This is a genomic window from Sporomusaceae bacterium ACPt (genome assembly GCA_041428575.1).
Taxonomy (GTDB): domain Bacteria; phylum Bacillota; class Negativicutes; order Sporomusales; family Sporomusaceae; genus Sporomusa_D; species Sporomusa_D carbonis.
The window spans coordinates 1,042,019-1,062,967 of record CP155570.1; the positions used below are offsets into that span (position 1 = coordinate 1,042,019).

The 20,949-nt window shown below is 43.6% G+C and carries 26 protein-coding genes, 1 pseudogene and 1 riboswitch; of the genes and pseudogenes, 22 read left to right on the top strand and 5 right to left on the bottom strand.

Annotation, left to right across the window (positions count from 1 at the left end; genetic code table 11):
• Positions 1-18: 18 nt before the first annotated feature.
• The 4 genes from SCACP_RS05160 (at position 19) to thiW (ending at position 2,786) form a co-directional block, all read left to right on the top strand.
• On the top strand, positions 19-243 hold the full coding sequence (locus SCACP_RS05160) for a hypothetical protein (protein ID WP_425060318.1): 225 nt from the start codon (positions 19-21) through the stop codon (positions 241-243).
• 63 nt (positions 244-306) lie between these two features.
• Complete coding sequence (locus tag SCACP_RS05165; protein ID WP_425060319.1) at positions 307-891, top strand: HPP family protein; 585 nt, start codon at positions 307-309, stop codon at positions 889-891.
• A gap of 2 nt (positions 892-893) precedes the next feature.
• Entirely contained in the window at positions 894-2,243 is a 1,350-nt protein-coding gene (locus SCACP_RS05170; RefSeq protein WP_425060320.1) for a chloride channel protein, read from the top strand.
• A 24-nt stretch (positions 2,244-2,267) separates the two neighbouring features.
• Complete coding sequence (gene thiW, locus SCACP_RS05175) at positions 2,268-2,786, top strand: energy coupling factor transporter S component ThiW (RefSeq protein WP_425060321.1); 519 nt, start codon at positions 2,268-2,270, stop codon at positions 2,784-2,786.
• Positions 2,787-2,909: 123 nt separating this feature from the next.
• On the opposite strand, the gene metA is transcribed toward thiW, so the two are convergent.
• From metA to SCACP_RS05190, 3 genes are all read right to left on the bottom strand, one after another.
• Positions 2,910-3,827 (bottom strand): homoserine O-acetyltransferase MetA, encoded by a 918-nt coding sequence (gene metA, locus SCACP_RS05180; protein WP_425060322.1) that lies wholly within the window; start codon positions 3,825-3,827, stop codon positions 2,910-2,912.
• Between the two features lie 323 nt (positions 3,828-4,150).
• Positions 4,151-5,086: an IS4 family transposase gene (locus tag SCACP_RS05185; protein ID WP_425060323.1), complete on the bottom strand. Its 936-nt coding sequence runs from the start codon at positions 5,084-5,086 to the stop codon at positions 4,151-4,153.
• Entirely contained in the window at positions 5,032-5,385 is a 354-nt protein-coding gene (locus SCACP_RS05190) for a DUF4372 domain-containing protein (RefSeq protein WP_425060324.1), read from the bottom strand. Before SCACP_RS05190 ends, SCACP_RS05185 begins: the two co-directional genes overlap by 55 nt.
• A 208-nt stretch (positions 5,386-5,593) precedes the next feature.
• Here SCACP_RS05190 and SCACP_RS05195 point away from each other — a divergent pair, with 208 nt between their 5' ends.
• From SCACP_RS05195 to SCACP_RS05255, 13 genes and pseudogenes are all read left to right on the top strand, one after another.
• A complete protein-coding gene (locus SCACP_RS05195; protein WP_425060325.1) occupies positions 5,594-5,995 on the top strand; it encodes a hypothetical protein in 402 nt (133 codons plus the stop codon).
• Between the two features lie 203 nt (positions 5,996-6,198).
• Positions 6,199-6,756, top strand: a complete 558-nt coding sequence (locus SCACP_RS05200; RefSeq protein WP_425060326.1) for a DUF6431 domain-containing protein — start codon at positions 6,199-6,201, stop codon at positions 6,754-6,756.
• Positions 6,757-6,783: 27 nt separating this feature from the next.
• The gene (locus SCACP_RS05205; RefSeq protein WP_425060327.1) at positions 6,784-8,139 is read left to right on the top strand and encodes a DDE-type integrase/transposase/recombinase; all 1,356 of its coding nucleotides are present in this window, start codon (positions 6,784-6,786) and stop codon (positions 8,137-8,139) included.
• Entirely contained in the window at positions 8,123-8,932 is an 810-nt protein-coding gene (locus tag SCACP_RS05210; protein WP_425060328.1) for an ExeA family protein, read from the top strand. The genes SCACP_RS05205 and SCACP_RS05210 overlap by 17 nt, the downstream gene beginning before the upstream one ends.
• Complete coding sequence (locus tag SCACP_RS05215) at positions 8,929-9,249, top strand: hypothetical protein (protein WP_425060329.1); 321 nt, start codon at positions 8,929-8,931, stop codon at positions 9,247-9,249. Before SCACP_RS05210 ends, SCACP_RS05215 begins: the two co-directional genes overlap by 4 nt.
• A 266-nt stretch (positions 9,250-9,515) precedes the next feature.
• Positions 9,516-10,382 carry an AraC family transcriptional regulator gene (locus SCACP_RS05220; RefSeq protein ID WP_425060330.1) on the top strand — a complete coding sequence of 289 codons (867 nt, stop codon included), beginning with the start codon at positions 9,516-9,518 and terminating at the stop codon, positions 10,380-10,382.
• 4 nt (positions 10,383-10,386) lie between these two features.
• Positions 10,387-10,842, top strand: a complete 456-nt coding sequence (locus tag SCACP_RS05225; protein WP_425060331.1) for a GyrI-like domain-containing protein — start codon at positions 10,387-10,389, stop codon at positions 10,840-10,842.
• Between the two features lies 1 nt (position 10,843).
• Complete coding sequence (locus SCACP_RS05230) at positions 10,844-11,797, top strand: ABC transporter ATP-binding protein (RefSeq protein WP_425060332.1); 954 nt, start codon at positions 10,844-10,846, stop codon at positions 11,795-11,797.
• Positions 11,794-12,549 carry an ABC transporter permease gene (locus SCACP_RS05235; RefSeq protein ID WP_425060333.1) on the top strand — a complete coding sequence of 252 codons (756 nt, stop codon included), beginning with the start codon at positions 11,794-11,796 and terminating at the stop codon, positions 12,547-12,549. The genes SCACP_RS05230 and SCACP_RS05235 overlap by 4 nt, the downstream gene beginning before the upstream one ends.
• 91 nt (positions 12,550-12,640) lie before the next feature.
• Positions 12,641-13,120, top strand: a complete 480-nt coding sequence (locus SCACP_RS05240) for a GyrI-like domain-containing protein (protein WP_425060334.1) — start codon at positions 12,641-12,643, stop codon at positions 13,118-13,120.
• Positions 13,121-13,158: 38 nt separating this feature from the next.
• Positions 13,159-13,246, top strand: a riboswitch (cyclic di-GMP riboswitch).
• A gap of 308 nt (positions 13,247-13,554) precedes the next feature.
• Positions 13,555-14,025, top strand: a complete 471-nt coding sequence (gene tnpA / locus SCACP_RS05245) for an IS200/IS605 family transposase (protein ID WP_425060335.1) — start codon at positions 13,555-13,557, stop codon at positions 14,023-14,025.
• Between the two features lie 120 nt (positions 14,026-14,145).
• Positions 14,146-14,367 (top strand): hypothetical protein, encoded by a 222-nt coding sequence (locus SCACP_RS05250; protein WP_425060336.1) that lies wholly within the window; start codon positions 14,146-14,148, stop codon positions 14,365-14,367.
• A gap of 21 nt (positions 14,368-14,388) precedes the next feature.
• Positions 14,389-14,847: pseudogene (locus SCACP_RS05255) on the top strand (recombinase family protein); the annotation flags it as partial.
• Between the two features lie 195 nt (positions 14,848-15,042).
• On the opposite strand, the gene SCACP_RS05260 reads toward SCACP_RS05255, so the two are convergent.
• Both SCACP_RS05260 and SCACP_RS05265 read right to left on the bottom strand, forming a co-directional pair.
• On the bottom strand, positions 15,043-15,843 hold the full coding sequence (locus SCACP_RS05260; RefSeq protein WP_425060337.1) for an ExeA family protein: 801 nt from the start codon (positions 15,841-15,843) through the stop codon (positions 15,043-15,045).
• Positions 15,844-15,845: 2 nt separating this feature from the next.
• The gene (locus SCACP_RS05265) at positions 15,846-16,256 is read right to left on the bottom strand and encodes a Mu transposase C-terminal domain-containing protein (RefSeq protein ID WP_425060338.1); all 411 of its coding nucleotides are present in this window, start codon (positions 16,254-16,256) and stop codon (positions 15,846-15,848) included.
• 883 nt (positions 16,257-17,139) lie between these two features.
• On the opposite strand from SCACP_RS05265, the gene SCACP_RS05270 reads away from it, so the two are divergent.
• The 5 genes from SCACP_RS05270 to SCACP_RS05290 all read left to right on the top strand — a co-directional run bounded on the left by SCACP_RS05270 (position 17,140) and on the right by SCACP_RS05290 (position 20,922).
• Complete coding sequence (locus SCACP_RS05270) at positions 17,140-17,334, top strand: hypothetical protein (RefSeq protein ID WP_425060339.1); 195 nt, start codon at positions 17,140-17,142, stop codon at positions 17,332-17,334.
• A 230-nt stretch (positions 17,335-17,564) separates the two neighbouring features.
• On the top strand, positions 17,565-17,771 hold the full coding sequence (locus tag SCACP_RS05275; RefSeq protein ID WP_132017596.1) for a helix-turn-helix domain-containing protein: 207 nt from the start codon (positions 17,565-17,567) through the stop codon (positions 17,769-17,771).
• Positions 17,772-17,847: 76 nt separating this feature from the next.
• The gene (locus SCACP_RS05280) at positions 17,848-19,563 is read left to right on the top strand and encodes a phosphoadenosine phosphosulfate reductase family protein (protein WP_425060340.1); all 1,716 of its coding nucleotides are present in this window, start codon (positions 17,848-17,850) and stop codon (positions 19,561-19,563) included.
• A gap of 41 nt (positions 19,564-19,604) precedes the next feature.
• Positions 19,605-20,363: a hypothetical protein gene (locus SCACP_RS05285; protein WP_425060341.1), complete on the top strand. Its 759-nt coding sequence runs from the start codon at positions 19,605-19,607 to the stop codon at positions 20,361-20,363.
• Entirely contained in the window at positions 20,353-20,922 is a 570-nt protein-coding gene (locus SCACP_RS05290; RefSeq protein ID WP_425060342.1) for a 3'-5' exonuclease, read from the top strand. Before SCACP_RS05285 ends, SCACP_RS05290 begins: the two co-directional genes overlap by 11 nt.
• Positions 20,923-20,949 lie beyond the last annotated feature (27 nt).

Consider the following 20,949-nt stretch of genomic DNA (forward strand, 5'->3'; position numbering starts at 1 on the left):
TACAAAGGAGGTATTGTAATGAGTACAAATCCTGTGCCTAACACCAATCCCAATGTTGCTACCAAGCCAGTTCCTTGGGGTAAGAAATATCGTACTCCATTAATGAATGCAGCTTTCTGGGCGTTCTGGGTAGGATTTGCCTTGGCGCATCAAGGTGGTATTACCAATAACAGCACATTGATCAATCTGTCGTATTTGGTATTTACGCTGGCGTGTCTGGTTCCGCTAGTTACAAAGAAATAGTCTTTCCGGGAAATGCCGTAAAAGCGGCATTTCCCATTTTTAGCATCCAAAGGAGGAGAACAAATGGTGAACGGTCTGCCGGAAAAAGAATTTAAAGTAAAAATGGTTACTTGTAAAGAATATTTCGTTCCATCATACGGAGTATATTTCCAGAAAATTTGTTCGGCTAGTAAATGTGGAATAGCTTCTCCGCCTCTATCAGAGTGTTTTTGGGCGTTTGTAGGGTCATTTGCCGGTATTGGCGCAGTAACATATCTTACTTTTATGCAAGGAATTCCTGTACTGGTAGCTTCACTAGGAGCGTCTGCATGCCTGATTTACGGTGTTCCCTCTGTTCCGTTAGCTCAGCCGAGAAACGCAATAGCCGGGCATCTGCTTTCCGCTGTTATCGGGGTATGTATTTATCAGCTAGCCGGCGCTTACTGGTATACGGCGGCGCTCAGTGTCGGGCTAGCGGTGGCGGTAATGGTGGGGACGAGAACGGTTCATCCGCCAGCTGGCGCAACCGCATTAATTGCTGTAGTCACTAAGCAAGACTGGTTGTTTCCAATAATGCCGGTTGGTGTAGGGATATGCATCTTAGTGGTAGTCGGGATAGTGGTGAATAACCTTGCGGCTAAACGGCAATACCCGCATTATTGGTGGTAATTATGAAGATGGACAACTTGCAGTCTAGGTTTAATGCGAGTTCATTGGAACAGAAAGACCTGCTTGTTTATCTCCTAAAATGGACTTATTTCGGAATCACAACAGGCATTATTGCCGGTATGGGCGTAGTGATATTTCTGAAACTATTAGCTTGGGCCATTGCGGTTTGGACTCAAGAACCCGGTTACTATTTCTTTATACCGATTGCATTATTGTTAAACAGTTTGCTGGTATGCTGGCTGGCGCCCGGGGTTTCAGGCGGAAGTGACAAAGTGATTGAAGCCATTCACCGGCGGGCCGGTGGTTATCTTCCGCTGTCTGAAGTGCCAGTCAAAATGATTGCTACCGTCATTACTATCGCCTCCGGCGGTTCTGCCGGAAAGGAAGGTCCTGGGGCTCAGATTGGAGCCACACTTGGTTCGGCCTGGGGGCGATTCTTAAAGGCGAATGACGAGGATTGCCGAAAAATTGTCATTTGCGGCTTATGTGCTGGTTTTGCCGTTGTTTTTGGTACACCTGTTGCCGGAGCCATTTTTGGCGTCGAAGTATTGTTTATCGGAAAAATCTTGTATGATACATTGTATCCAGCCTTCGTGGCAGGATTGGTTGGCTATTATGTCGCTTGCATTTCAGGGATACCCTATCTGCACCGGCATATCAGCATTGAGCCTAATGTGTACCTTATCATTCAGTCGATACTATTGGGGATAGTTTGTGGTTTGATAGCGCTTTTTTTTATCAAAACAGTCTGCTGGTGCCAGCAATATTTTAGCGGTCTAAGGTTATCCAAGCCGTTAAAGGCGTTTGTTGGCGGTATCACGCTTACGTTGATCGGGTATTTTGTCAGTCCGCTGTATTTGGGGTTAGGTTTGGAATTATTAGAATCAGGGGTAAGCGGAGATTCTGTTGCCCCTGGCGCTTTTTTCTGGAAGACGGTTGCGACTGCCATTACGCTCGGTTGTGGGGGAACAGGGGGAATAATTACCCCCATTATTGTGGTGGGAACGTCCGCAGGAAATTTGTTTGGTCAGTTATTGGGAAGTATGGACATATCGGTGTATGCGGTGATCGGTTTGGCGGCTTTATTGTCTGGAGCAGTTAACACCCCGGTGGCGGCAGTGATTATGGTTGCTGAATTGTTTGGCAGCGATATTATTCCTTATGCGGCTGTAAGCTGTCTTATCAGCTATTTGGTTTCCGGTCATCGCAGTGTTTATCCAAGCCAAATCATACTCACCGGAAAATGCCCGTCGTTACTTGTCGACGAGGGTGAGACGATTGGCTGTGTTGGATCTTCCACACGTAGTGAGAAAAAGGGGTTTGACAGATACAATAAATACCATATAAACTAATACTGTAGTTAGGGGGATGATTATATGCAGGTGAGAAAACTTGCCTATACTGCGATGTTTATGGCTGTAGGCGTGCTGTCAGCCCATTTGGTGTATATCCCGATTGGTGTTTCTAAATGTTTTCCTTTACAGGCTGTTATCAATATATTACTTGCTGTACTTTTAGGCACCCGCTATTCTGTTTCTGCTGCCTTTGGTATTGCACTGTTGCGTAACATTTTAGGCACAGGGTCGCTCTTAGCCTTTCCAGGAAGCATGATTGGTGCAGCGTTAGCCGGCCTGTTATATAAAAAGACCAATAATATCTGGGGAGCTATTATCGGTGAAATTATCGGTACAGGAGTTTTCGGAGCGTTACTGGCCTATCCTGTAGCAAAATATTTTATTGGCTCACAAGTTGGGGCTTTTTTCTTCGTTACTCCTTTCCTTATCAGTACAGTCGGGGGAAGTATCATTGCTTATTTATTGTACAAGACGTCTATTCCTACAATTCTTTACGAAAGACTTAATGTTGGTCCCAAGAACAATTTAATGATTAAGTGACAAATATTCCAATTGAGTAGTATTAATTCCGGTAGGAGCAAGAATGGAAGATACGAGGAAGGTATGAAAAAATTAGCCCCTTTCCTGGAAAGGGGTTTTTGTTTTTTTGAAACTTACGAAGCCTTATAATCTTGAGAGGTCAAACGGAGTTTCCTGATAAACATAATAGTTGAGCCAGTTAGCAAAGAGGAGGTTGGCGGCACTTCGCCAGAGAACAATTGGGGATTGCGCAGGGTCATCGTTAGGAAAATAATTCTGCGGAATTTGAATGGGGAGTCCTTGGGAAACGTCACGATCGTATTCGGATTTGAGCGTAAGCGGATCATATTCAGAGTGGCCGGTGATAAAAAATTGTTTACCCTGCACATCTCCTACCGCATAAATGCCGGAAATGTCTGATTCGGAGAGAATACGCAGCTCAGGGATTTGTTCAATGTCTTTATGTCTAATTTCCGTATGCCTAGAGTGGGGGACATAGAAAATATCATCAAATCCCCGGAAAAGTTTGTCGCGGTTGGCAGAGTCTATTTTATGCGGGAAAACCCCAAACATTTTTTGCGGAAGATCATACTTGGGTATGCCATAATGGTAGTATAATCCGGCTTGGGCCCCCCAACAAATATGGAGAGTTGAGTAGACATGGCTTTTACTCCATTCCATAATTTGGCAGAGTTCGTCCCAGTAGGCTACCTGCTCAAAAGGAAGATGCTCAACAGGTGCTCCGGTTATGATCATGCCGTCATATTTACGGGATTGTACCTTGTCAAATGTTTCGTAAAACTTAATAAGGTGTTCTTGCGATGTATGGGTGGGCGCGTATGTAGCTGTATACATGAAGTCAACTTCCACTTGCAAAGGTGTATTGCCCAGCAGCCGGAGAAATTGGGTTTCGGTGGTAATTTTAGTAGGCATTAGATTCAAAAGCAGTACTTTAAGAGGACGGATATCCTGGGTATATGCTCGATCTTCATACATTACAAATATATTTTCGCTTTCAAGAATGTTAGTAGCAGGCAGGTTATTGGGTATTTTAATTGGCATTTGCAGTCCTCCAATAGTGATCCTTAATGTAAAAGACTTATTTACTATTTTTAACAGATGGTTGCTAAACTCAATTACTATTATAAACTAGAATAACGCATTGTGGCTAACGTGTGATTAGGTTTTTATATAAATTATCATTAGCGTTGCATTAAATTAAATCAAGCTTGTCAAGCCTAAATTTTACGCTAAGGGAACTAGTGTCACTCCAGAAATTGTTTTGAATATTCTGTCTTGGTTCCTCTCCTGGATTATGTAAAAACGCTGGAATAAAGGTAACCCTTTATCCACATTTTTACATTATTCCTTTGGCCGCAATACGATTATAAGTACATTTCCTCCACGTTTACTACATCAAGTACCTGTGTGCCTTTTAAGTCGATTTCTTGCAGTATATCGGCGATTTCATCCCGAATTGATGGTTTTCGGCCTCTGCTGGTCTTTGTCGGTCCCCGGCTTAACGCGACTATCATTTCGCTAAAATGTTGAAACAGAAATGTTTTCACCGCCCGGAGTACATCCAACATGGAGCGCTTTTTTGGCAGTTGCTCTTGCAAGTCTTTTAGTAAACAATATCCGATTAAAGCAATCCATATCTGGCTAAACACGGCATTAGGGCTGGTTCCGTAGAACTTCTTTATCACCAGGTGCTGTTTTATCCATTTGAAAAACAGTTCGATTTGCCATCTGAGCCGATATATGTCACTGATCTCTTTAACTGGTAAAGTCATGTCGTTCGTCACTATTGTTACCAGGTTGCCATTTTGATCATGGGTTTCTATTAATCTTAGCGGGTGGGCCATCTGAGTGATATATCGGCAGCCTAAAATAACAATCCGTTCTTTAAGACCTCCGCCGCCGGTATTGCTGGTTTCCTCAAGCACTTCAATGTTGGCATTGCCCTTCAATCGGGAAACGAAGCGAATATTATTTTGGCAATAGACATCCCATTTTGCATAATCAACATAGCCCCGGTCGAAGACGTTTAAAACGTTGTCCGCAGTAACGATCAGCTCATCCATGACGTTTTTGTCGGCTTTTCGGGCTGTAGTAAGAACAGCGTGATCCGGGTAAGTATTGCCTTCGTGAACTACAATACTCTGATGGAGCTTTATGCCGCCTTTGGTCTTTCGGAAGTCAGCCCATAGAAACCGCGTAAGGCAAAGTGTTATTGTGCTTGAATCGATGACATTAAGTTGATAACTTAAAGAACCGGGGTTTCGGTTTTTTGCACGTTGCCAGACCGAAATTTTGACCATGGAAAAAGTGGTTTCCCAAAATTGATGCTCCTTAGACGACGGGACAGGGTTGATGCACTAATTGAGGTAAGATGCAGTACTTCATGGATGCGTTTGTCGCCGGTAACGAGGTTTGCGATGGAATGGAGGGATTCTTCACCCAAAAACTGAGCAATAACCATAAGGTACAACAGTTTTAAGGTTTTGGACTTCTTGACATAGCGATCACATCCGGCATCAAGACAAATTTGTTTAAATTTTTCGTACGGGAATGCTTCAAAGGCTTTAAAAAGTGTGGTTTTTGTGATATCCTTGTCCATGTATTGGCTCCTTATTTTAGAGACTATGGACAGGGTTACCTGCTCTAACTCTATTATAAGGAGTTTTTTCGTGAAATACCAGGACGAATATAGTAAAACCGCCAAACAATGCTGTTTTCGTCTAATTTGAGCGAATTTAAGCTTTGACTATTTGAGACAATTTTATTGCAACGTTAATGATGATAAATAGATGTCAGGAGGTATCTTTTTGAAAAAATGGATGATATTCTGCATTGGATTTGCTGTAATTTTTATAGGTGGGTACATGGCTTATAATAATCAAGATGGAAAAGCACGAGAAGTAAGAATTGTTGCAGAATATCAAGCAATTAAGCATCCCGAAGGAGCTAAAACAGTTTATTATGAATTAAACCGTAAATTTATTAAAAGATGGATATCTAGTAAGTATACATATCCTATCAGTAGTGATGAGGTGAAGAGATACTATGATATAGAGTTGGCAAGTAAGGGGTGGCAGCAAATTCAATATAATTCAAGACCCGATTATATATTTTATGCGTATGCAAAAGATAATTTAGAATTAGTTTTTGGTTTGAACGAAAAAAATTCTTGGACATTAACCATTTATTATGTAGATGCGAAATATTAATTTAAATCAAGAGGTCAGTGGACGTAAATGTTGGCGCTGAAATAAAAAGTCCAAAAGCTGACGGTATTGCCTGACCAGAAGCTGACGGATATAATGACCATATCATGGAAAAGGAAAAGACGCCCCTGTTTTTATGTACTACTGCCGCAAACAGTAGTACCAAGGGCGTCACCAATTAGATGATATGATCATTGTAACAAATTATGAACTCGTTGAAAATAGTAAGCTTGGTATTTTTCGTTAGGAGCATGGAGCAAATTCCCTGTCCGTGTTGTGGTGAACGCCTGAATGTGATCGGTAGTCGGCGACGTAAGTATTTAACGAGTCAGAGTCTTCCCCAGGTAGTAGTGATACGGCGTCTGAGATGCTGTCGTTGCGGTCGGATTCATCATGAATTACCGGATTTTTTGGTTCCGTACAAACGGTATGCCGGCGAAGCCATTGAGCCAGTCGTTGCTAATGAACTGCCCCTATCGGTGGCGGTAGACGAATCGACGATTACGCGCTGGCGTCAGTGGTTTGCCGAGCGCGCTGAACACTTTGCGGGCTGTTTGGAATCCATTCGCATCCGGTTTGGATATGGCTTTGTGGGAGGCCCGTCCGATCTTTCCTTGTCCGTGCTCCAACGGATTTGGCATTACGTGGGCGATGCTCCCGCTTGGCTGGCGCGGGTTGTCCGAACAGTTGCCAATACAAATCAATGGGTACATACCCGTTCTGCATTCTGTCCAAGCTGGCAGGGATATACAATCATGCTGTAACTTTCTTTCAAAACAGGAGGGAACAGCATGAAAGATCAAAAGAAAGCGGAAACAATAGCCTCAGAGCGCCTTCAGATGCTTGCGCCGCTTTTGGCGGAAGGACTGGACGCGGCTAAGGCGCGGCAGATTAAGTGGCAAATCTGTGAACAGACGGGTTTGTCCGAACGTACTTTGCGCCGTTATTTGGCGCAGTACCAAGCCAACGGCTTTAATGGGCTGCGCCCAAAGGGCAAAGGGGCAAGGGCGCATCGGGAAACCATTTCCCCCGAGATTATCGAACAAGCCATCCTCTTACGTCGGGAAGTGCCAAGCCGCAGTGTTTCGCAGCTTATTCAGATTCTCGAATGGGAAGGCTGGGCTATTCCCGGTCAAATTAAACGCAGTACGCTGCAAGAGAAACTTTCAGAACGCGGCTACAGCACCCGCCCGATGCGGCTGTATGCTCAATCAGGCGTGGCGGCGCGCCGCTTTCAGCAAAAATATCGCAACCGTCTGTGGCATTCAGATATTAAATTTGGGCCCTACCTGCCCATTGGGCCGAACAGCGTCAAGAAACAAGTGTATCTGGTTACCTTTATAGACGACGCAACCCGCTTTGTTTTACATGGCGAATTTTATCCGACGCTCGATAAGGTCATCATTGAAGATTGTTTTCGTAAAGCCGTTTTAAAATATGGCGTCCCGGAGGCGGTCTACTTTGATAACGGCAAACAATACCGGACCAAGTGGATGACCAGAGCCTGCTCTAAGCTGGGCATCCGGTTATTATTCGCCAAACCCTATTCTCCTGAATCTACCGGGAAAGTTGAACGATTCAACCGGGTGGTGGATAGTTTTCTTGCCGAGGCAGCGCTGGAGAAGCCGCAAACACTGGACAAGCTCAATTCTCTATTTTGGGTATGGCTTGATGAGTGTTACCAAAATAAGCCTCATTCCGCATTGGGCGAAAAAACAAGTCCCCAAACCGCCTATCAAAGCGATAGAAAGCCATTGCGCTTTCTTGATCCGGTTGTCGTCGCCAACGCCTTCTTGCACTGTGAAGAGCGCAAAGTGGACAAATCCGGCTGCATTAATTTTGCCGGCCAAAAGTATGAGGTCGGCCTTCCTTTTATCGGCTGTACGGTGGACGTAGTCTATGATCCTGCCGACACGAGTGAACTTACGGTGGAGTACCAAGGGCATACGCCATGGAAAGTCAAACAACTTGTGATTGGCGAACGTACCGGTAAACGCTTGGCGCTGCCGGCGCATCTATCGCCGCAGCCGGCCAATGCGTCAAGACTTTTAGCGGCAGCCAGCGATAAAAACCAAGAGCGTCGACAGCAGCAAATTCCCGCCGTGTTTTACCGGACGGCGCGGCTGGGAAATGATCATAGTGTTTGAGGCGTTCTACGGATTTCAAAAGACGCCTTTCTCGCGAGATATCCCCACCCAAGAACTCTATTCTTCCGTTATGCATGACGAAATGCTGTCAAGACTTGAATATGCCGCCGAGCGCCAGTTGTTCGCCGTGATCACCGGCGATTGCGGTACAGGTAAAACAACGACAATACGCCGATTCCAGGATATTCTCAGTCCTGCGCGGTTTAAACTATTGTATCTGGCCGATTCCAGCCTGACGCCCAGGCATTTTTACAAAGGCATGCTTGAGCAATTGGGCTGCGAGGCCAAGTTTTATCGCGGCGACGCAAAACGCCAACTGCACCGGGAGATTGAACTGATGCGGGGCATTCACGGCCTCGTGCCCGTAGTGGTGGTAGACGAAGCCCACCTCTTAGACAGGGAGATGCTGGAAGAAGTAAGATTTCTCTTGAACTTTAAAATGGATGCGCAAAGCCCCATGGCCTTAATCCTTGTCGGGCAGAGCGAACTATGGGACAGACTCAAGCTGCAGGCGTATGCTGCTATTCGCCAGCGCATCGATATCCAGTGCAAGCTGCCGCACTTTGATCGTGCGCAAGTCGGGGAATACATAAAAAGACACCTGACCTATGCAGGCGCCGACAGAGACATCTTTTCAGACGGAGCTATCGATGAAATTTTCCGCTATTCAGGCGGCGCGGCGCGGCTGGTCAACAAAGCGTGTACGCATTGCCTTATTTACGGCTCGCAAAACGGACGGAGGATTATCGATGATCACATGGTGAAGCTGGTCATACAGGGGGAGTTGGCATGATGCGCTTTCACTGTTCTTATCAGTGGGATGAGGGTGACCGGGACGATTGGGAGGGACTTATTAAGCAAATCACCTGTTTTGGCAGTCATTATGAGGTGTTGATCGCCAGCCGTTCCAGCCTGCGGGTCTTAATCGGAAAATGCACTTCGGGACTGTTTGCTTGCCTTCCCGATTATCGGGCTGGCTGCCATTTAAGTTCGCTGGATGATACTCTTTACAACAGCGAAAGACTAACCTATGCCATGGAGAATCCGGTGGATGCAACTACTGTTGCCTGTGCCCTAAAGACGCTGGCTGCAGTTTTGGAATTTCATTAGCTCATAAGAAAGGAATACTGGCGGATGCATGAAATCCGTCAGTATTCCTTTATGGTCAGTGAAACCGCCAACTTTTGGACATTTACACTCGTCTATTGCCGGACGTTATGGATTGGCAGTAACAACTGGTAACTATTTTTATACAGTTATTGAATTTTGTTGATATAAAAATTTTATTGCGATAAAGTGAAGTTTACAAAAGAGGACATCAAAAGAGAGGAATAAATTTACTTTTTATCGTATGATTTTTACAAGGAGGTGAAGAAATGGAGTGGTTGAAGAACTTAAGCAACGCCATAGATTATATTGAAAGCAACTTAGACGGTGAGATTTCCTATGAGAAAGCAGCTAAGATTGCGTGTTGCTCAACCTATTATTTTCAACGGATGTTTTCCTACGTGGCCGGTATTCCGTTGTCTGAATATATTCGCCGCCGGAGAATGACACAGGCTGCGTTTGAATTACAGTCTATGGACACAAGAGTATTGGATGTTGCGCTGAAATATGGCTATACTTCCCCCACATCATTTAACAGGGCGTTTCAGAGTATTCACGGAATTCCTCCCGCTTCCGCAAAGTCACAAGGAAGTGTGCTTAATGCGTATCCCCCTATTAAGTTTTCAGTCAAAGTCACAGGAGGTAGTGCTATGTCATATCGGATTGAAGAAAAAGAAGCCATGCGAATTGTGGGTATCCGTATCCCCTTAACAGAGGATATGGACGAAAATCAAAAGCTTGTCCCGCCTTTCTGGAACAGTGTATTACAAGGCAGCCAATTCACGGAAATTTGTAAGCTGTCAAACCAATCTCCGGAGGGTGTGTTGGGAGTTACAGCATACCAAGGTCCCGGCGAAATCTATTATTACATTGCGGCTGCAACCGATAAACCTGTTCCTGCGGAAATGTCTGAATATGAAATTCCGGCAGCCACTTGGGTAATTTTTGAGTGTGACGGGCGTTTCAAAGAGTCTATCCAAAGCATTTTCAAACGCTTTCTTACAGAGTGGCTCCCGTTCTCCGGGTATACTTACGCGGAACTTCCGGATATTGAAGTCTATCCGATCAGTAAGGAAAGACCGCAAGAGGGGCACTCCGAGGTGTGGATTGCGGTAAAAAAAGAAAAGGAGAATTAAACTCATGGAATACCAAATTGAAATCAGAGATATTGAACCGATCCGCGTTGCTTTTCTGCGTTACAAAGGAATTGCAACCGAAGCAAACAGGGTTTTCCCAAATGTTTTTAAGTCTATCAGAGGAAAAACAAACGGCGCACCGTTTTTCTGTTATTATGTGATGAATCCGGAAACAAAAATGGGAGAAATGGATCTATGTGTACCGACTTCGGAAACGCCTGCCGGGAATGGGATTGAAGTAAAAGAAATGCCCCGTATCAAGGCCGTTTGCGTCACGCATATCGGTTCTTATGAAACCCTGTATAAAGCCTATGGAGCAATCGACCAATACGCTGCGGAACACAATCTGCAATTGCAGCCGCCGTTCCGGGAGGTTTTCATCAAGGGGCCGGGAATGCTACTGAAGGGGAACCCGGCTCAATATATCACGGAGATTTTGTTCCCGATTAAGGAGGAATAAGATGACAGCTATCCGTGTCGAAAATCTGATAAAAAAATATAAGAATGGTGTGCAGGCGTTAGACGGCCTTACTTTGACGGTGAATGAAGGGGAAATTTTCTCCCTCTTAGGGCAAAACGGCGCGGGAAAATCAACCCTTATCAATGTACTGACCACATATCTGCGCCCGACATCCGGCAGCGTAATCATGTTTGGAAAAGATGCTTACCGTGAAGCAGCCGCAATCCGCACCCAAATTTCCTGCGTCGCACAGCGGACATCGATTGATACGCATCTATCTCTTACGGAAAACATGATGTTTCAAAGCAAGCTCTACAAGGTACCAAAAGCGGAAGCGCAAAAACGTATGGAAGCATTGATTGCCTGTTTTGGATTGGAACGATATTTGAAATACCCTGTTTCCTCTTATTCCGGTGGGGTAAGAAGGCGGCTTGATATTGCGCTCAATATGATGTCAAATCCGAAAGTGTTATTCCTGGACGAGCCGACCGTTGGCATGGACATTCAATCCCGCATGGCGATGTGGGACATGATGAAAAAAATCAAAAACGATTTTGGAACCACGATTTTTCTGACAACCCACTACTTAGAGGAAGCCGACCAGTTAAGCGATACCGTCTGCATTATGAAAAACGGGAAAGAGGTTATTCAAGGCACGCCTCATGCTCTCCGCGAATATCTGCGGCAGGATATGCTGAAAATCAGCTTTGCGTCAAAAGAAGAAGCAAAAAGCTGTTTTGAACCGTTAAAAAGCGTTGTTGCTCTGGAAGAAACAGATTTACGCCATGATAAGATTATCACCGGTTCAAAAAACGGTCATGCCGATTTAGAAAAAGCAAACCGTTGGCTGTTGGATCACAGGATTCCTTTCCTGGGTATAGAAATCATGCAGCCCACCTTGGAAGATGTTTTTATCAGACTGACAGGCGAAAATGGAAAGGAGGTCTGCCAATGAGCGTTTTTACTCTACTCCAGCGCAATATAAAGTGGCGCTTCCACAACGCTTTTACCATTGTGATTACGATTTTACAGCCCATGCTCTGGCTGGTTTTATATAGTGCCGTTGCCGGACAGTCCATGCAGGGTATCGGAATTGAAAACTATACGGCATTTATTCTCCCCGGACTTATTGTACTGGTAAGTTTCGGAGCTTGCAGCAGCGGCGGCATTATGAATTATCTGATGAAAACGGACGGCAGCTTTTACCGGGTATTGATTGCCCCGGTTCAAAGAAGCTCGATTGTACTCGGCCAAGTATTGGAAGCGGTTTTATGCACTTTTCTCGAAGTTGCCATTATGTGTATTGTCAGCCTGTTCTTCTCGGTAAAAATCGCTTCGGGATTTATGGGATTGCTTTTAATGGTTTTGCTTGTATTTATGACGGCATTCTTTTTGGCCGGATTGACTTATGCGATCAGCCTTTGCCTGCCAAATGAAGTCGTTTATGAAACCGTGATGAACGCGATTGTCCTGCCGGTCTTTTTTCTGAGCACGGCATTGTTTCCGGCAGAGACATTATCCGGGGGATTGGCAATTGCGGTGAATCTAAACCCGTTCACTCATGTAATCAATGCTTTACGAGCCTTGATTTTACAGGGAAATATCGTTACTCGCGATATTATCCTCGTCTTTCTTTTACTTGCGGTCATGTGCTTTATCAGTTTTTCATGGGCATTGCACAGGTTAAGAAAGGAAACAAGCTTATAAAAAGATTTATTTGTCCTGCGGCAAAATAAAAATGTTAAAGTATTATTTACATAGTCTGTACTCAATAAATTAATTCAGATAGGAGAAAGAAATGAATACCGAAATCAAAAAATGTATTAAAAGTTCTTTTGCAGTAATTGGTAAAGAAGGTTCAACGAATGATGGAAATGGTTTTGTAAATAAGTTATGGGAAAATGCCAATAACCACTTTAATGAGATTGAATGTCTGGCAAAGAAGGATGAAAAGGGAAATATTCTAGGCATTTGGGGATTAATGAGTGATTTTTCAAGAAGCTTTAAGCCTTGGGAGGAGAATTTTTCAAAAGGATTATATTTAGCGGGAGCAGAGGTCATGGATGATGTTGAAGCACCCGATACCTGGGTAAAGTGGACGGTTCCCGCGTTTGAGTATCTTTATATCAAGGTTGATAAGGGATATAAAGAAGCCTTTTCTTATGTTTTAAATTACATGGACAATAATAATATTAAATTAGCAGGTGCTGTATTTGATTATAATTGTCCTGAAGAAAACGGACAATTGTATTTATTTTTCCCAATCAGAAGATTATGATTATCTATTTTATGTGAAGAAAATTAAATATGCTAAAAATAAGTTAAGGGCAAACTTGCCGAAAGGCAAGGACGCAAAGCCATAGGGTCTACGATGCCGACGCATTATGATAGCCTGGCCGCCATGTGGAGTCGCGTACTAAACCTGCCCTTTTGCGGCAGGTTTTTCTTTCATTATAACAGTTCAATATCGAAAGGCGGTACCCGCCAAATAAAAAAAACGTGAGTTTGGTGGGTCTGTCTCCATGCCTGAATTAATATTCGAAGCCCTCCGGACTTACGGGTTTGGAGGGTATTTTTGCGTAAGCAGAATACCACATGCTATGCATGTGGTTCCAAAAAGCTTATAGCTATACGTCGAAAAAAACAGCCTCCTTTGATAGAATAAATGCAGGTTTGCCGACCGCATAACTCTGAACAAAGGAGGCGCATCCAATGGATGATACTAAGAGTTTAGCACATAGTAAATGGCGGTGTAAATATCATATAGTATTTGCACCAAAATATCGTAGACAGGCGATATATGGAAAAATAAAATCGGATATAGGTGTAATCCTAAGGAAGCTCTGTGAGTACAAAGGCGTGGAAATTCTAGAGGCCAACGCTTGCCCCGACCATATTCACATGCTAGTAAGTATACCACCGAAAATCAGTGTGGCGTCTTTTGTGGGATACTTAAAAGGGAAAAGTTCGCTAATGATATTTGATAAGCATGCGAATTTGAAATATAAGTATGGAAACAGACATTTCTGGTGCAAAGGATATTTTGTGGATACGGTGGGACGAAACAAAGAGGCAATAGCCAAATATATCCGTGAGCAGTTACAAGAAGATATAATTGCCGACCAGTTAAGTTTGAAGGAGTTGACAGACCCGTTTACGGGTGAGCCCGTGAAAAAGTCATAAAAAGAGCCCCTTTAGGGGCTGACTGAAAAGGTTATGCGGTTGGTGGACTTTTTCAGTGAGTCTTGAGACTCAGCTAGTACTCTGCCCTTATAGGGCGTAAGCAAGCCACCCGTTTTACGGGTGGTCCTGACTAAGCGGGCACAAGCCTTTTATAAAACGGCAAGGATCGATGACGCCGAATATAACACCGGGAAGATGAAGCGGGCGTTTTCAGGCAGACAGCCTCTCGCGGAATTCGATGAGGAGCTGTTTCTGACGGTGATAAAGCAAATCACGGTCTACGCCGCCCATCGGCTGGTGCTTGAATTTATAAACGGATTAACCATGGAAGCCGCATACTAAACCAAGGAAGGAGAAGCAATGATGCAGACAGCGACAGCTAAAAAGAAAAGCATATCCGTCATACCGTCCAAGCCGGAGTATGACAGGAGCATAAAGTCCCAGTTCAAAGCCCTGCGGGTGGCGGCATACTGCCGCGTCAGCACCACGCTGGAGCAGCAGGAAACCAGCTACGAGGCCCAGGCTTCCTACTATACCGAGAAAATAAAGAGCAATCCCAACTGGAAGCTCGCCGGAATCTACGCCGATGACGGCAAGAGCGCCACAAACACCAAAAAGCGTGATGACTTCAACGCCATGATCGAGGACTGCATGGCCGGAAAAATCGACATGATCATCACCAAGTCGGTCAGCCGCTTTGCCAGAAACACGGTGGACAGTCTCCAGAACATACGAAAGCTCAAGGAAAAGAACATCGCCGTCTTTTTCGAGAAAGAGGGCGTGAACACGCTGGAGAGCACCGGTGAGCTGTTAATCACTGTCAATTTGCAAAATAAAACCACCATTATTTTGCAGGATAAAATCAGGCGCAAATGCGTTGTAAGTTGCAACCGAGACGGATCGAAATTCCGGGTTGCAGATTGTATTTGCGCGTAGAAGCGACATTGTGCAAAGCACAATAACAGGGATTGTAAATAAATACTCCGCTCACCTTGGGAGTAAGCGGAGTATACGGCATCAAGCGCCGGCCTCCGGCGCAATGGCAAACACTGTTTCTTCGTCAATCGTCCTGAGTTGCTTGGCATAGCCATAGAGCAGTGAAGGAGTTGCCAAATTGTTGATCATTCTCGGCAATCCCCTGGATCGGGAAGCAATAGCCTCTACCGCTGGGGGTGTAAAAATCTCATAATTTGCTCCAGCCCGCTTGCGATGATGCTCAAGATATAGCCGGACATCTTTCTTGCCGAGGGGCTGTACATGATAGCGAAGGATAATCCTCTGCAGCAGCGGCTGGTTGTGAACCAGTTTTCGGCGGTCAGCCAGATGAGGCAAACCTGACAGCACCAGCACAAACGGATTTTCCGAGTCCATTGCAAAGTTAAATAACAGGCTAATGTCATTAAGAAAGGCGTTGGAAGCCCTATGCATTTCATCCAAAATCAACACCGGCGTAATGCGCTTGTTTTGAAACAACGTCAAAATGGCGGTCTGAATCTGGGCAAATAAATCGACCTTACGGAATTTCGGCTCTTCGCCCAAACAGGTAGCCAGCCCCCGGTAAAAATCCATCACGGTCAATGTTGACAAAGGGAAATAAATAGCTTTAGAAAGTGCCGGGTTAAGACTATGAGCAAACCGTCTTAAGAGCGATGTTTTGCCGGAACCGGCCTCGCCGGTGACGAGGCCGATCCCCCTGGTCGTTTTCAAATACTCAAGGCGTGCTAAGCCTTCCGAAAGCGCCGGTGAGACGAACAAGTGACGGCTGTCTATTTCTTTGCCAAAGGGAGCGGCTGTGAGGGAATAAAAACCCAGATACATATTCAGCCCCCCTTCTGTTGGCCAGAAAACAAGCTTTCAAACGAAATAGGCGGTATCTGTTGTGTCTCCCGATTGCGTTTGGCCCTGGCGTTATCGGTAAAAGACACCGGACGAGCCGCAGCTACACAATAGTCATTTTCATAACTATAGAGACAATCGGCAGCTGCCGGGTCAAACCGCACCTCAATCTTCTGCCCCACATATCTGGGAGGCACTTCGTACAAACGGTTATTCAACGAGATCGTCGCGTCAGGATTGACCTTGCGAAACACTCGCTTGAAAAACAAAGGATCAAGGCTTGCCGGATCAGACACAGTCCGAAGCTTGTGGGCCTGGGCCATAAACACGTCGAGCGGACAGGCGTCAAGGGCCGAATGCTGCCTGTTGATTGAGCAGCGGCGCAATGATGCCATAGCGAAATAAAGCAACTTGTTCTCGTTCTTGATTTGTCAAAGGACTGAACCTCCTGTAAAAAAATGTGGAGGCTAGCCGGCTAACCTTTATACGAAGCCATTTTAAACCAAGGTAAGAAAAACAACAAGAAAAAAGCTCTGTGGGATGGGGCGGTATTCCATTAAGGCGTCAAACGTGGTACAATGAACGTGCCATAAAATGACGTTTGCAGTGGTCTTGAAACGTTTGCGAAAACGTTTCTGCCTTGGGGAGGGAGCTAACCATGCAAAGTAGTTTTATGGCTTTTTCTTTTTGATCTGTAGGGATCACATCCGGGGCTCCCCGAGAGCGGAAAAACAGTTCAATCCGGCTCAAATTCTGATAAAACCGTTGTCGCCAGAACCGCAGGCATGCCACAGGGACATTCTGAGTGTCGGCTTTTTTCGAAAACCAGGTCCGCAAAGAGGATAGGCTAGCCGGGACAGAATACTGAAAAAACGGTATGACAAAGGTAGGTAATATTGATAACGTATGGCGGCATACCCGGCATAAAAACCTGGGGACAGGAACATACTGCTGCTCTTGCTGGCCGTCCAGGACATAAGGCCAGTACACTCCGTGACGATGGAAAGATTGGATGGATTGACAAAACGGACAACACTTTGGCCGGGGAATGACAAGGCTCTTAAATTGCTCACAATACTGAGCAGGCGAAAGATTAAACGAATGAAAGATTGGCATAAAAGATCCGCTTCCCTTGCTGTATGAATGTGAAAATTACATTAATTGCAATAGCAAATTGAAACGGATGTAAAATAATTTATATCTGATCTAATCAGCAAAATTACGCCCGGGATTGGTTACTTTTTTCTGCTAATCAACAAGATGGTGCGGGAACAGAAAATGGCGGCCAATTTTCAGCAGAGGCTTGACGATATGGACGCCTGCCTGAAGAAAACCAGCCTCGAGGTCAGGGAGTTTGACAACGACCTGGTCAGGAGGCTCCTGCAGAGCGTCAAGGCCGTCAAGGACGATCTGATAGAGATCCAATTCAAATCCGGAATCGTGATGAACCAGCGGGTTTCATACTTTGATTAACACAGGGCGGGAACGGCTGCGAGAGGCTGTTCCTGCCTGAAGATAGAAACTGTTTAGACTAAAATCCTCAGTTAGCTGAGGGTTTTAGTGTGGGCAGATTTATGATAGATGTATTTATTGAGAATAAAGATTTTATACAGATATGGTTTAAAAATGTATCCATATCTATTTATTTTTCGACGAATATCTGTTATAATATTCCTTGTGATTTTGTATAAGGAGCGCGTGTGATGTCGATACATTGCAGATTATCCGTGCTGATGGGTGAGAAAAGATACAAAATAAAAGATGTGCATGAGAAAACAGGGCTTGCCAGAACTACAATCTCAAACCTATACCACGACAAGATGGAGCGGGTTGATTACGAAACGCTCAATAAGCTTTGTGAATTATTCGAATGCAGTGTCGGGGATATTTTAAAGTACGAAAAAGATTAATATTTCATTTGCTCTGCTGTCCATCATAGGGGACAGTAAACCTGATAAAATAGAGGAATTAAGGGGGTGTTTTGTTATGTGGTGCAAGAGTTGTAGCAGGGAAACGAATAGCGAAACCTGTGAGATTTGCGGTAACGCCACTGAACGGGATATCCCTATCATGATTTATTGGTGCAACGACTGCAAGACGCCGATCATAAAATCAGCAAACAGAATTGATAAAAACATTTGTCCTCTATGCGGTAAAGAAACCTCATATTTATGTGCAGATTTACGCCCAGTATTCCCTGAAGAACGGATGTTGATTGAAATACTAACCGCAAAGCCGCTTGAATACATAAATAAAACCGTTTGGGCTGCAGATAATCGTTATTACATTGACGGTGAATCGAAAATAATCCCAATAAGTGCATATAAAAAGCGTTCTGCCGCCCAAATTGTGGAACAGCTCGAAAAATACAAAGCTCAAAACCACTACGACTTTTTCAATCAAGCTATAGAGAAGTTTATAAAAGCAAACACTGAAAGATTGCATTACATTTTTGATGAGGCGACAGAGTTTATTAGGGACACAGCTAAAGCATACCCAAGTGAGAATATAGTAATCTCGTTTTCAGGTGGCAAGGATTCAACTGTTACTGCCGATTTAACTGTGCGAGCTTTAAGTAATCCGAGCTTAGTACATATCTTCGGCGATACTACCCTTGAGTTTCCGCTGACCATCGAATATGCTAAGCGATTTAGGGAAAACAATCCCAAAGCCATATTTAAAACGGCAAGAAACAAGGAACAAGACTTTTATGAGGTTTGTAAGGACATTGGCCCCCCTGCCCGTATGCTCCGCTGGTGCTGTTCTATGTTTAAGACAGGGCCTATTACTCGTGTACTAAATAGTCTGTATCGTGACGTGGATATTTTAACTTTTTACGGTATTCGCAAAAACGAATCCGTAAGCCGCAGTAAATATAACCGAGTAGAGAACAATGCCGAGTCAGTAAAGATACAAAAGCAAAAGGTTGCATCCCCAATTTTTCATTGGAAAGATATCGACGTTTGGCTCTACATATTGGGTGAAGGCATTAATTTCAACGATGCTTATAGGCTCGGCTATGATCGGGTGGGATGCTGGTGTTGTCCGAACAATAATGAAAGAGCGCAGTTTTTGTCCCGGATCTATATGCCGGAGCAGGCTAAGAAATGGCGTAAGTTTTTGATAGATTTCGCTGTTAAGATTGGTAAGCCTGATGCCGAAGTCTATGTTGACAGTGGTAAGTGGAAAGCTCGTCAGGGCGGTAATGGTATTGCTGCCTCGGAAGACGTTAAAATTAAATTTACGAACTGCACAACTGAGGACAACGCAAAGGTATATAAGCTTAACCGTCCGATTGATGATAGCTTTTTGAATTTACTGACTCCATTTGGTAAGATTGCCAAGGAACTTGGGCGAAAGCTTATAAATGAAACCATTGTTTTGGATATAAAAACCAATGTGCCAATTTTATCTGTTCAGCCTTTTTCGCAGGACGGATATGATTATGCAGTAAAAATCAAGACAATGAATGTAGCAAAGCATGATGATCTGCAAAGAATGGTCGGATATCAGGTGAGGAAGTTTAATGCTTGCCGCAAATGTTTAAAATGCGAATCGCTGTGCAGGTTCGGCGCCATTTCAATTGGCGGCGAAGAGTACCGTATCAGTGATAGCAAGTGTAAGCGTTGCAAGATGTGTGTTACGGCAAAATACCTCGACGGAGGCTGTTTGATGGATAAGTATTTAAAAACGAAAGAATAATTCAATCTTGATATCCTTAATGAATGCTTTGGAGGATAAAAATGAAAGAAGAAAGTGCAAGATTAAGTCATAAGGTCTTATTGATTGCTTTAATAATAGTGATTATCGCATTCCTTGGAATGGGGTTAGTTGACTATTATTGGATTAGTAATAGTGTTTGGAAGCAACAGATCATTCTACTTTTAGGAGCAATCGAAACTTCGGCAATAGTTGTTGCGGTCTGGGAATTTGCCGCCAAAAAGACTTTCGCAAAAGAAATCCTTGATTTGGCACATATATCTTCTAATATCTCAAAATCGGGTGTTGCACATATATACTTAGATTTTCAAGATATTAGTTGGAAACCATTACTTGAAAATACAAGAAATTTAAAAATCGCAGTAACCTATGCAAATACATGGCGAGAAAGCCATCGAAGTTTACTAGGTAATTTCGCAAAAGAGAAAAAAAACTTAATTGTATTTTTACCTGATTTTAATGATACTGCAATCCTAAACGAATTAGCGTTACGTTTCGAAATTAATTCTGAAGAAGTCAAACAAAAAATCAGGGAAAGCTACGATCGGTTTAAAAAGGATATGGGAGCAAGCGTTTTTTTATATCGTGGTTGTTTTCAAAGCACTTATTATCTAACTGATAATATAGGAATTATGTCTTTCTTTAACCATAAAAAAGACAAATCCACGGTTCCTGCGATACAAGTAACCAATCAAGGCGAGTTATATCAATACATCAACAGTGAACTAGAAGCCATTGAAAACAATTCATACGAATGGAAGGAATATATAGATGAAAAATAATATTGGAGAAAAGCTCCTATTTATCGATACGGAAACAGGTGGCATTGATTGTAATAAGCATTCATTACTATCAGTTGGGTTGGTAGTATGGGGAAATGATAGAGAGATTATTGATAGTACAGAAGTCTTTATTAGGCACAGGAATTATATTGTAACATCAACAGCACAAAATATTAATAAATTCAATATGCAAGAACATGAGCAACTTGCAGTGCATCCCAAAAAGGCAATAGAATTAATCCTTAATTTTTGCAAACAACATTTTAGTGAGAACCTCCTAATTCCTTTGGCAGGGCACAATACACAATTTGATGTGAATTTTTTAAAGGTGTTTTTGAAAAAGAATGGACGTTCTTTTGATCAGATTTTTTCCCACCGAATTATTGATACATACACATTGTTGAGAAGTTTATATTATAGCGGGAAAATTACTAATGATATTTCAAGTTCTACTCAAGCATTTAGATATTTTGATATAAAAGTAAATGGGCGTCATTCAGCTAAAGGTGATGCAATTGCTACAGCGCAACTGTTTAGTAGGCTCCTTGAACTATTATGATATAAGTGACTTTCGAGGTTTTGGAGG

What these genes read in the sequence shown, in the direction of transcription:
- SCACP_RS05160 (WP_425060318.1), top strand. Translation starts at nt 19, where the DNA reads ATGAGTACAAATCCTGTGCCTAACACCAATCCCAATGTTGCTACCAAG.
- SCACP_RS05165 (WP_425060319.1), top strand. Translation starts at nt 307, where the DNA reads ATGGTGAACGGTCTGCCGGAAAAAGAATTTAAAGTAAAAATGGTTACT.
- SCACP_RS05170 (WP_425060320.1), top strand. Translation starts at nt 894, where the DNA reads ATGAAGATGGACAACTTGCAGTCTAGGTTTAATGCGAGTTCATTGGAA.
- thiW (WP_425060321.1), top strand. Translation starts at nt 2,268, where the DNA reads ATGCAGGTGAGAAAACTTGCCTATACTGCGATGTTTATGGCTGTAGGC.
- metA (WP_425060322.1), bottom strand. Translation starts at nt 3,827, where the DNA reads ATGCCAATTAAAATACCCAATAACCTGCCTGCTACTAACATTCTTGAA.
- SCACP_RS05185 (WP_425060323.1), bottom strand. Translation starts at nt 5,086, where the DNA reads ATGGTCAAAATTTCGGTCTGGCAACGTGCAAAAAACCGAAACCCCGGT.
- SCACP_RS05190 (WP_425060324.1), bottom strand. Translation starts at nt 5,385, where the DNA reads ATGGACAAGGATATCACAAAAACCACACTTTTTAAAGCCTTTGAAGCA.
- SCACP_RS05200 (WP_425060326.1), top strand. Translation starts at nt 6,199, where the DNA reads ATGAACTCGTTGAAAATAGTAAGCTTGGTATTTTTCGTTAGGAGCATG.
- SCACP_RS05205 (WP_425060327.1), top strand. Translation starts at nt 6,784, where the DNA reads ATGAAAGATCAAAAGAAAGCGGAAACAATAGCCTCAGAGCGCCTTCAG.
- SCACP_RS05210 (WP_425060328.1), top strand. Translation starts at nt 8,123, where the DNA reads ATGATCATAGTGTTTGAGGCGTTCTACGGATTTCAAAAGACGCCTTTC.
- SCACP_RS05215 (WP_425060329.1), top strand. Translation starts at nt 8,929, where the DNA reads ATGATGCGCTTTCACTGTTCTTATCAGTGGGATGAGGGTGACCGGGAC.
- SCACP_RS05220 (WP_425060330.1), top strand. Translation starts at nt 9,516, where the DNA reads ATGGAGTGGTTGAAGAACTTAAGCAACGCCATAGATTATATTGAAAGC.
- SCACP_RS05225 (WP_425060331.1), top strand. Translation starts at nt 10,387, where the DNA reads ATGGAATACCAAATTGAAATCAGAGATATTGAACCGATCCGCGTTGCT.
- SCACP_RS05230 (WP_425060332.1), top strand. Translation starts at nt 10,844, where the DNA reads ATGACAGCTATCCGTGTCGAAAATCTGATAAAAAAATATAAGAATGGT.
- SCACP_RS05235 (WP_425060333.1), top strand. Translation starts at nt 11,794, where the DNA reads ATGAGCGTTTTTACTCTACTCCAGCGCAATATAAAGTGGCGCTTCCAC.
- SCACP_RS05240 (WP_425060334.1), top strand. Translation starts at nt 12,641, where the DNA reads ATGAATACCGAAATCAAAAAATGTATTAAAAGTTCTTTTGCAGTAATT.
- tnpA (WP_425060335.1), top strand. Translation starts at nt 13,555, where the DNA reads ATGGATGATACTAAGAGTTTAGCACATAGTAAATGGCGGTGTAAATAT.
- SCACP_RS05260 (WP_425060337.1), bottom strand. Translation starts at nt 15,843, where the DNA reads ATGTATCTGGGTTTTTATTCCCTCACAGCCGCTCCCTTTGGCAAAGAA.
- SCACP_RS05265 (WP_425060338.1), bottom strand. Translation starts at nt 16,256, where the DNA reads ATGGCATCATTGCGCCGCTGCTCAATCAACAGGCAGCATTCGGCCCTT.
- SCACP_RS05270 (WP_425060339.1), top strand. Translation starts at nt 17,140, where the DNA reads ATGGCGGCCAATTTTCAGCAGAGGCTTGACGATATGGACGCCTGCCTG.
- SCACP_RS05275 (WP_132017596.1), top strand. Translation starts at nt 17,565, where the DNA reads ATGTCGATACATTGCAGATTATCCGTGCTGATGGGTGAGAAAAGATAC.
- SCACP_RS05280 (WP_425060340.1), top strand. Translation starts at nt 17,848, where the DNA reads ATGTGGTGCAAGAGTTGTAGCAGGGAAACGAATAGCGAAACCTGTGAG.
- SCACP_RS05285 (WP_425060341.1), top strand. Translation starts at nt 19,605, where the DNA reads ATGAAAGAAGAAAGTGCAAGATTAAGTCATAAGGTCTTATTGATTGCT.
- SCACP_RS05290 (WP_425060342.1), top strand. Translation starts at nt 20,353, where the DNA reads ATGAAAAATAATATTGGAGAAAAGCTCCTATTTATCGATACGGAAACA.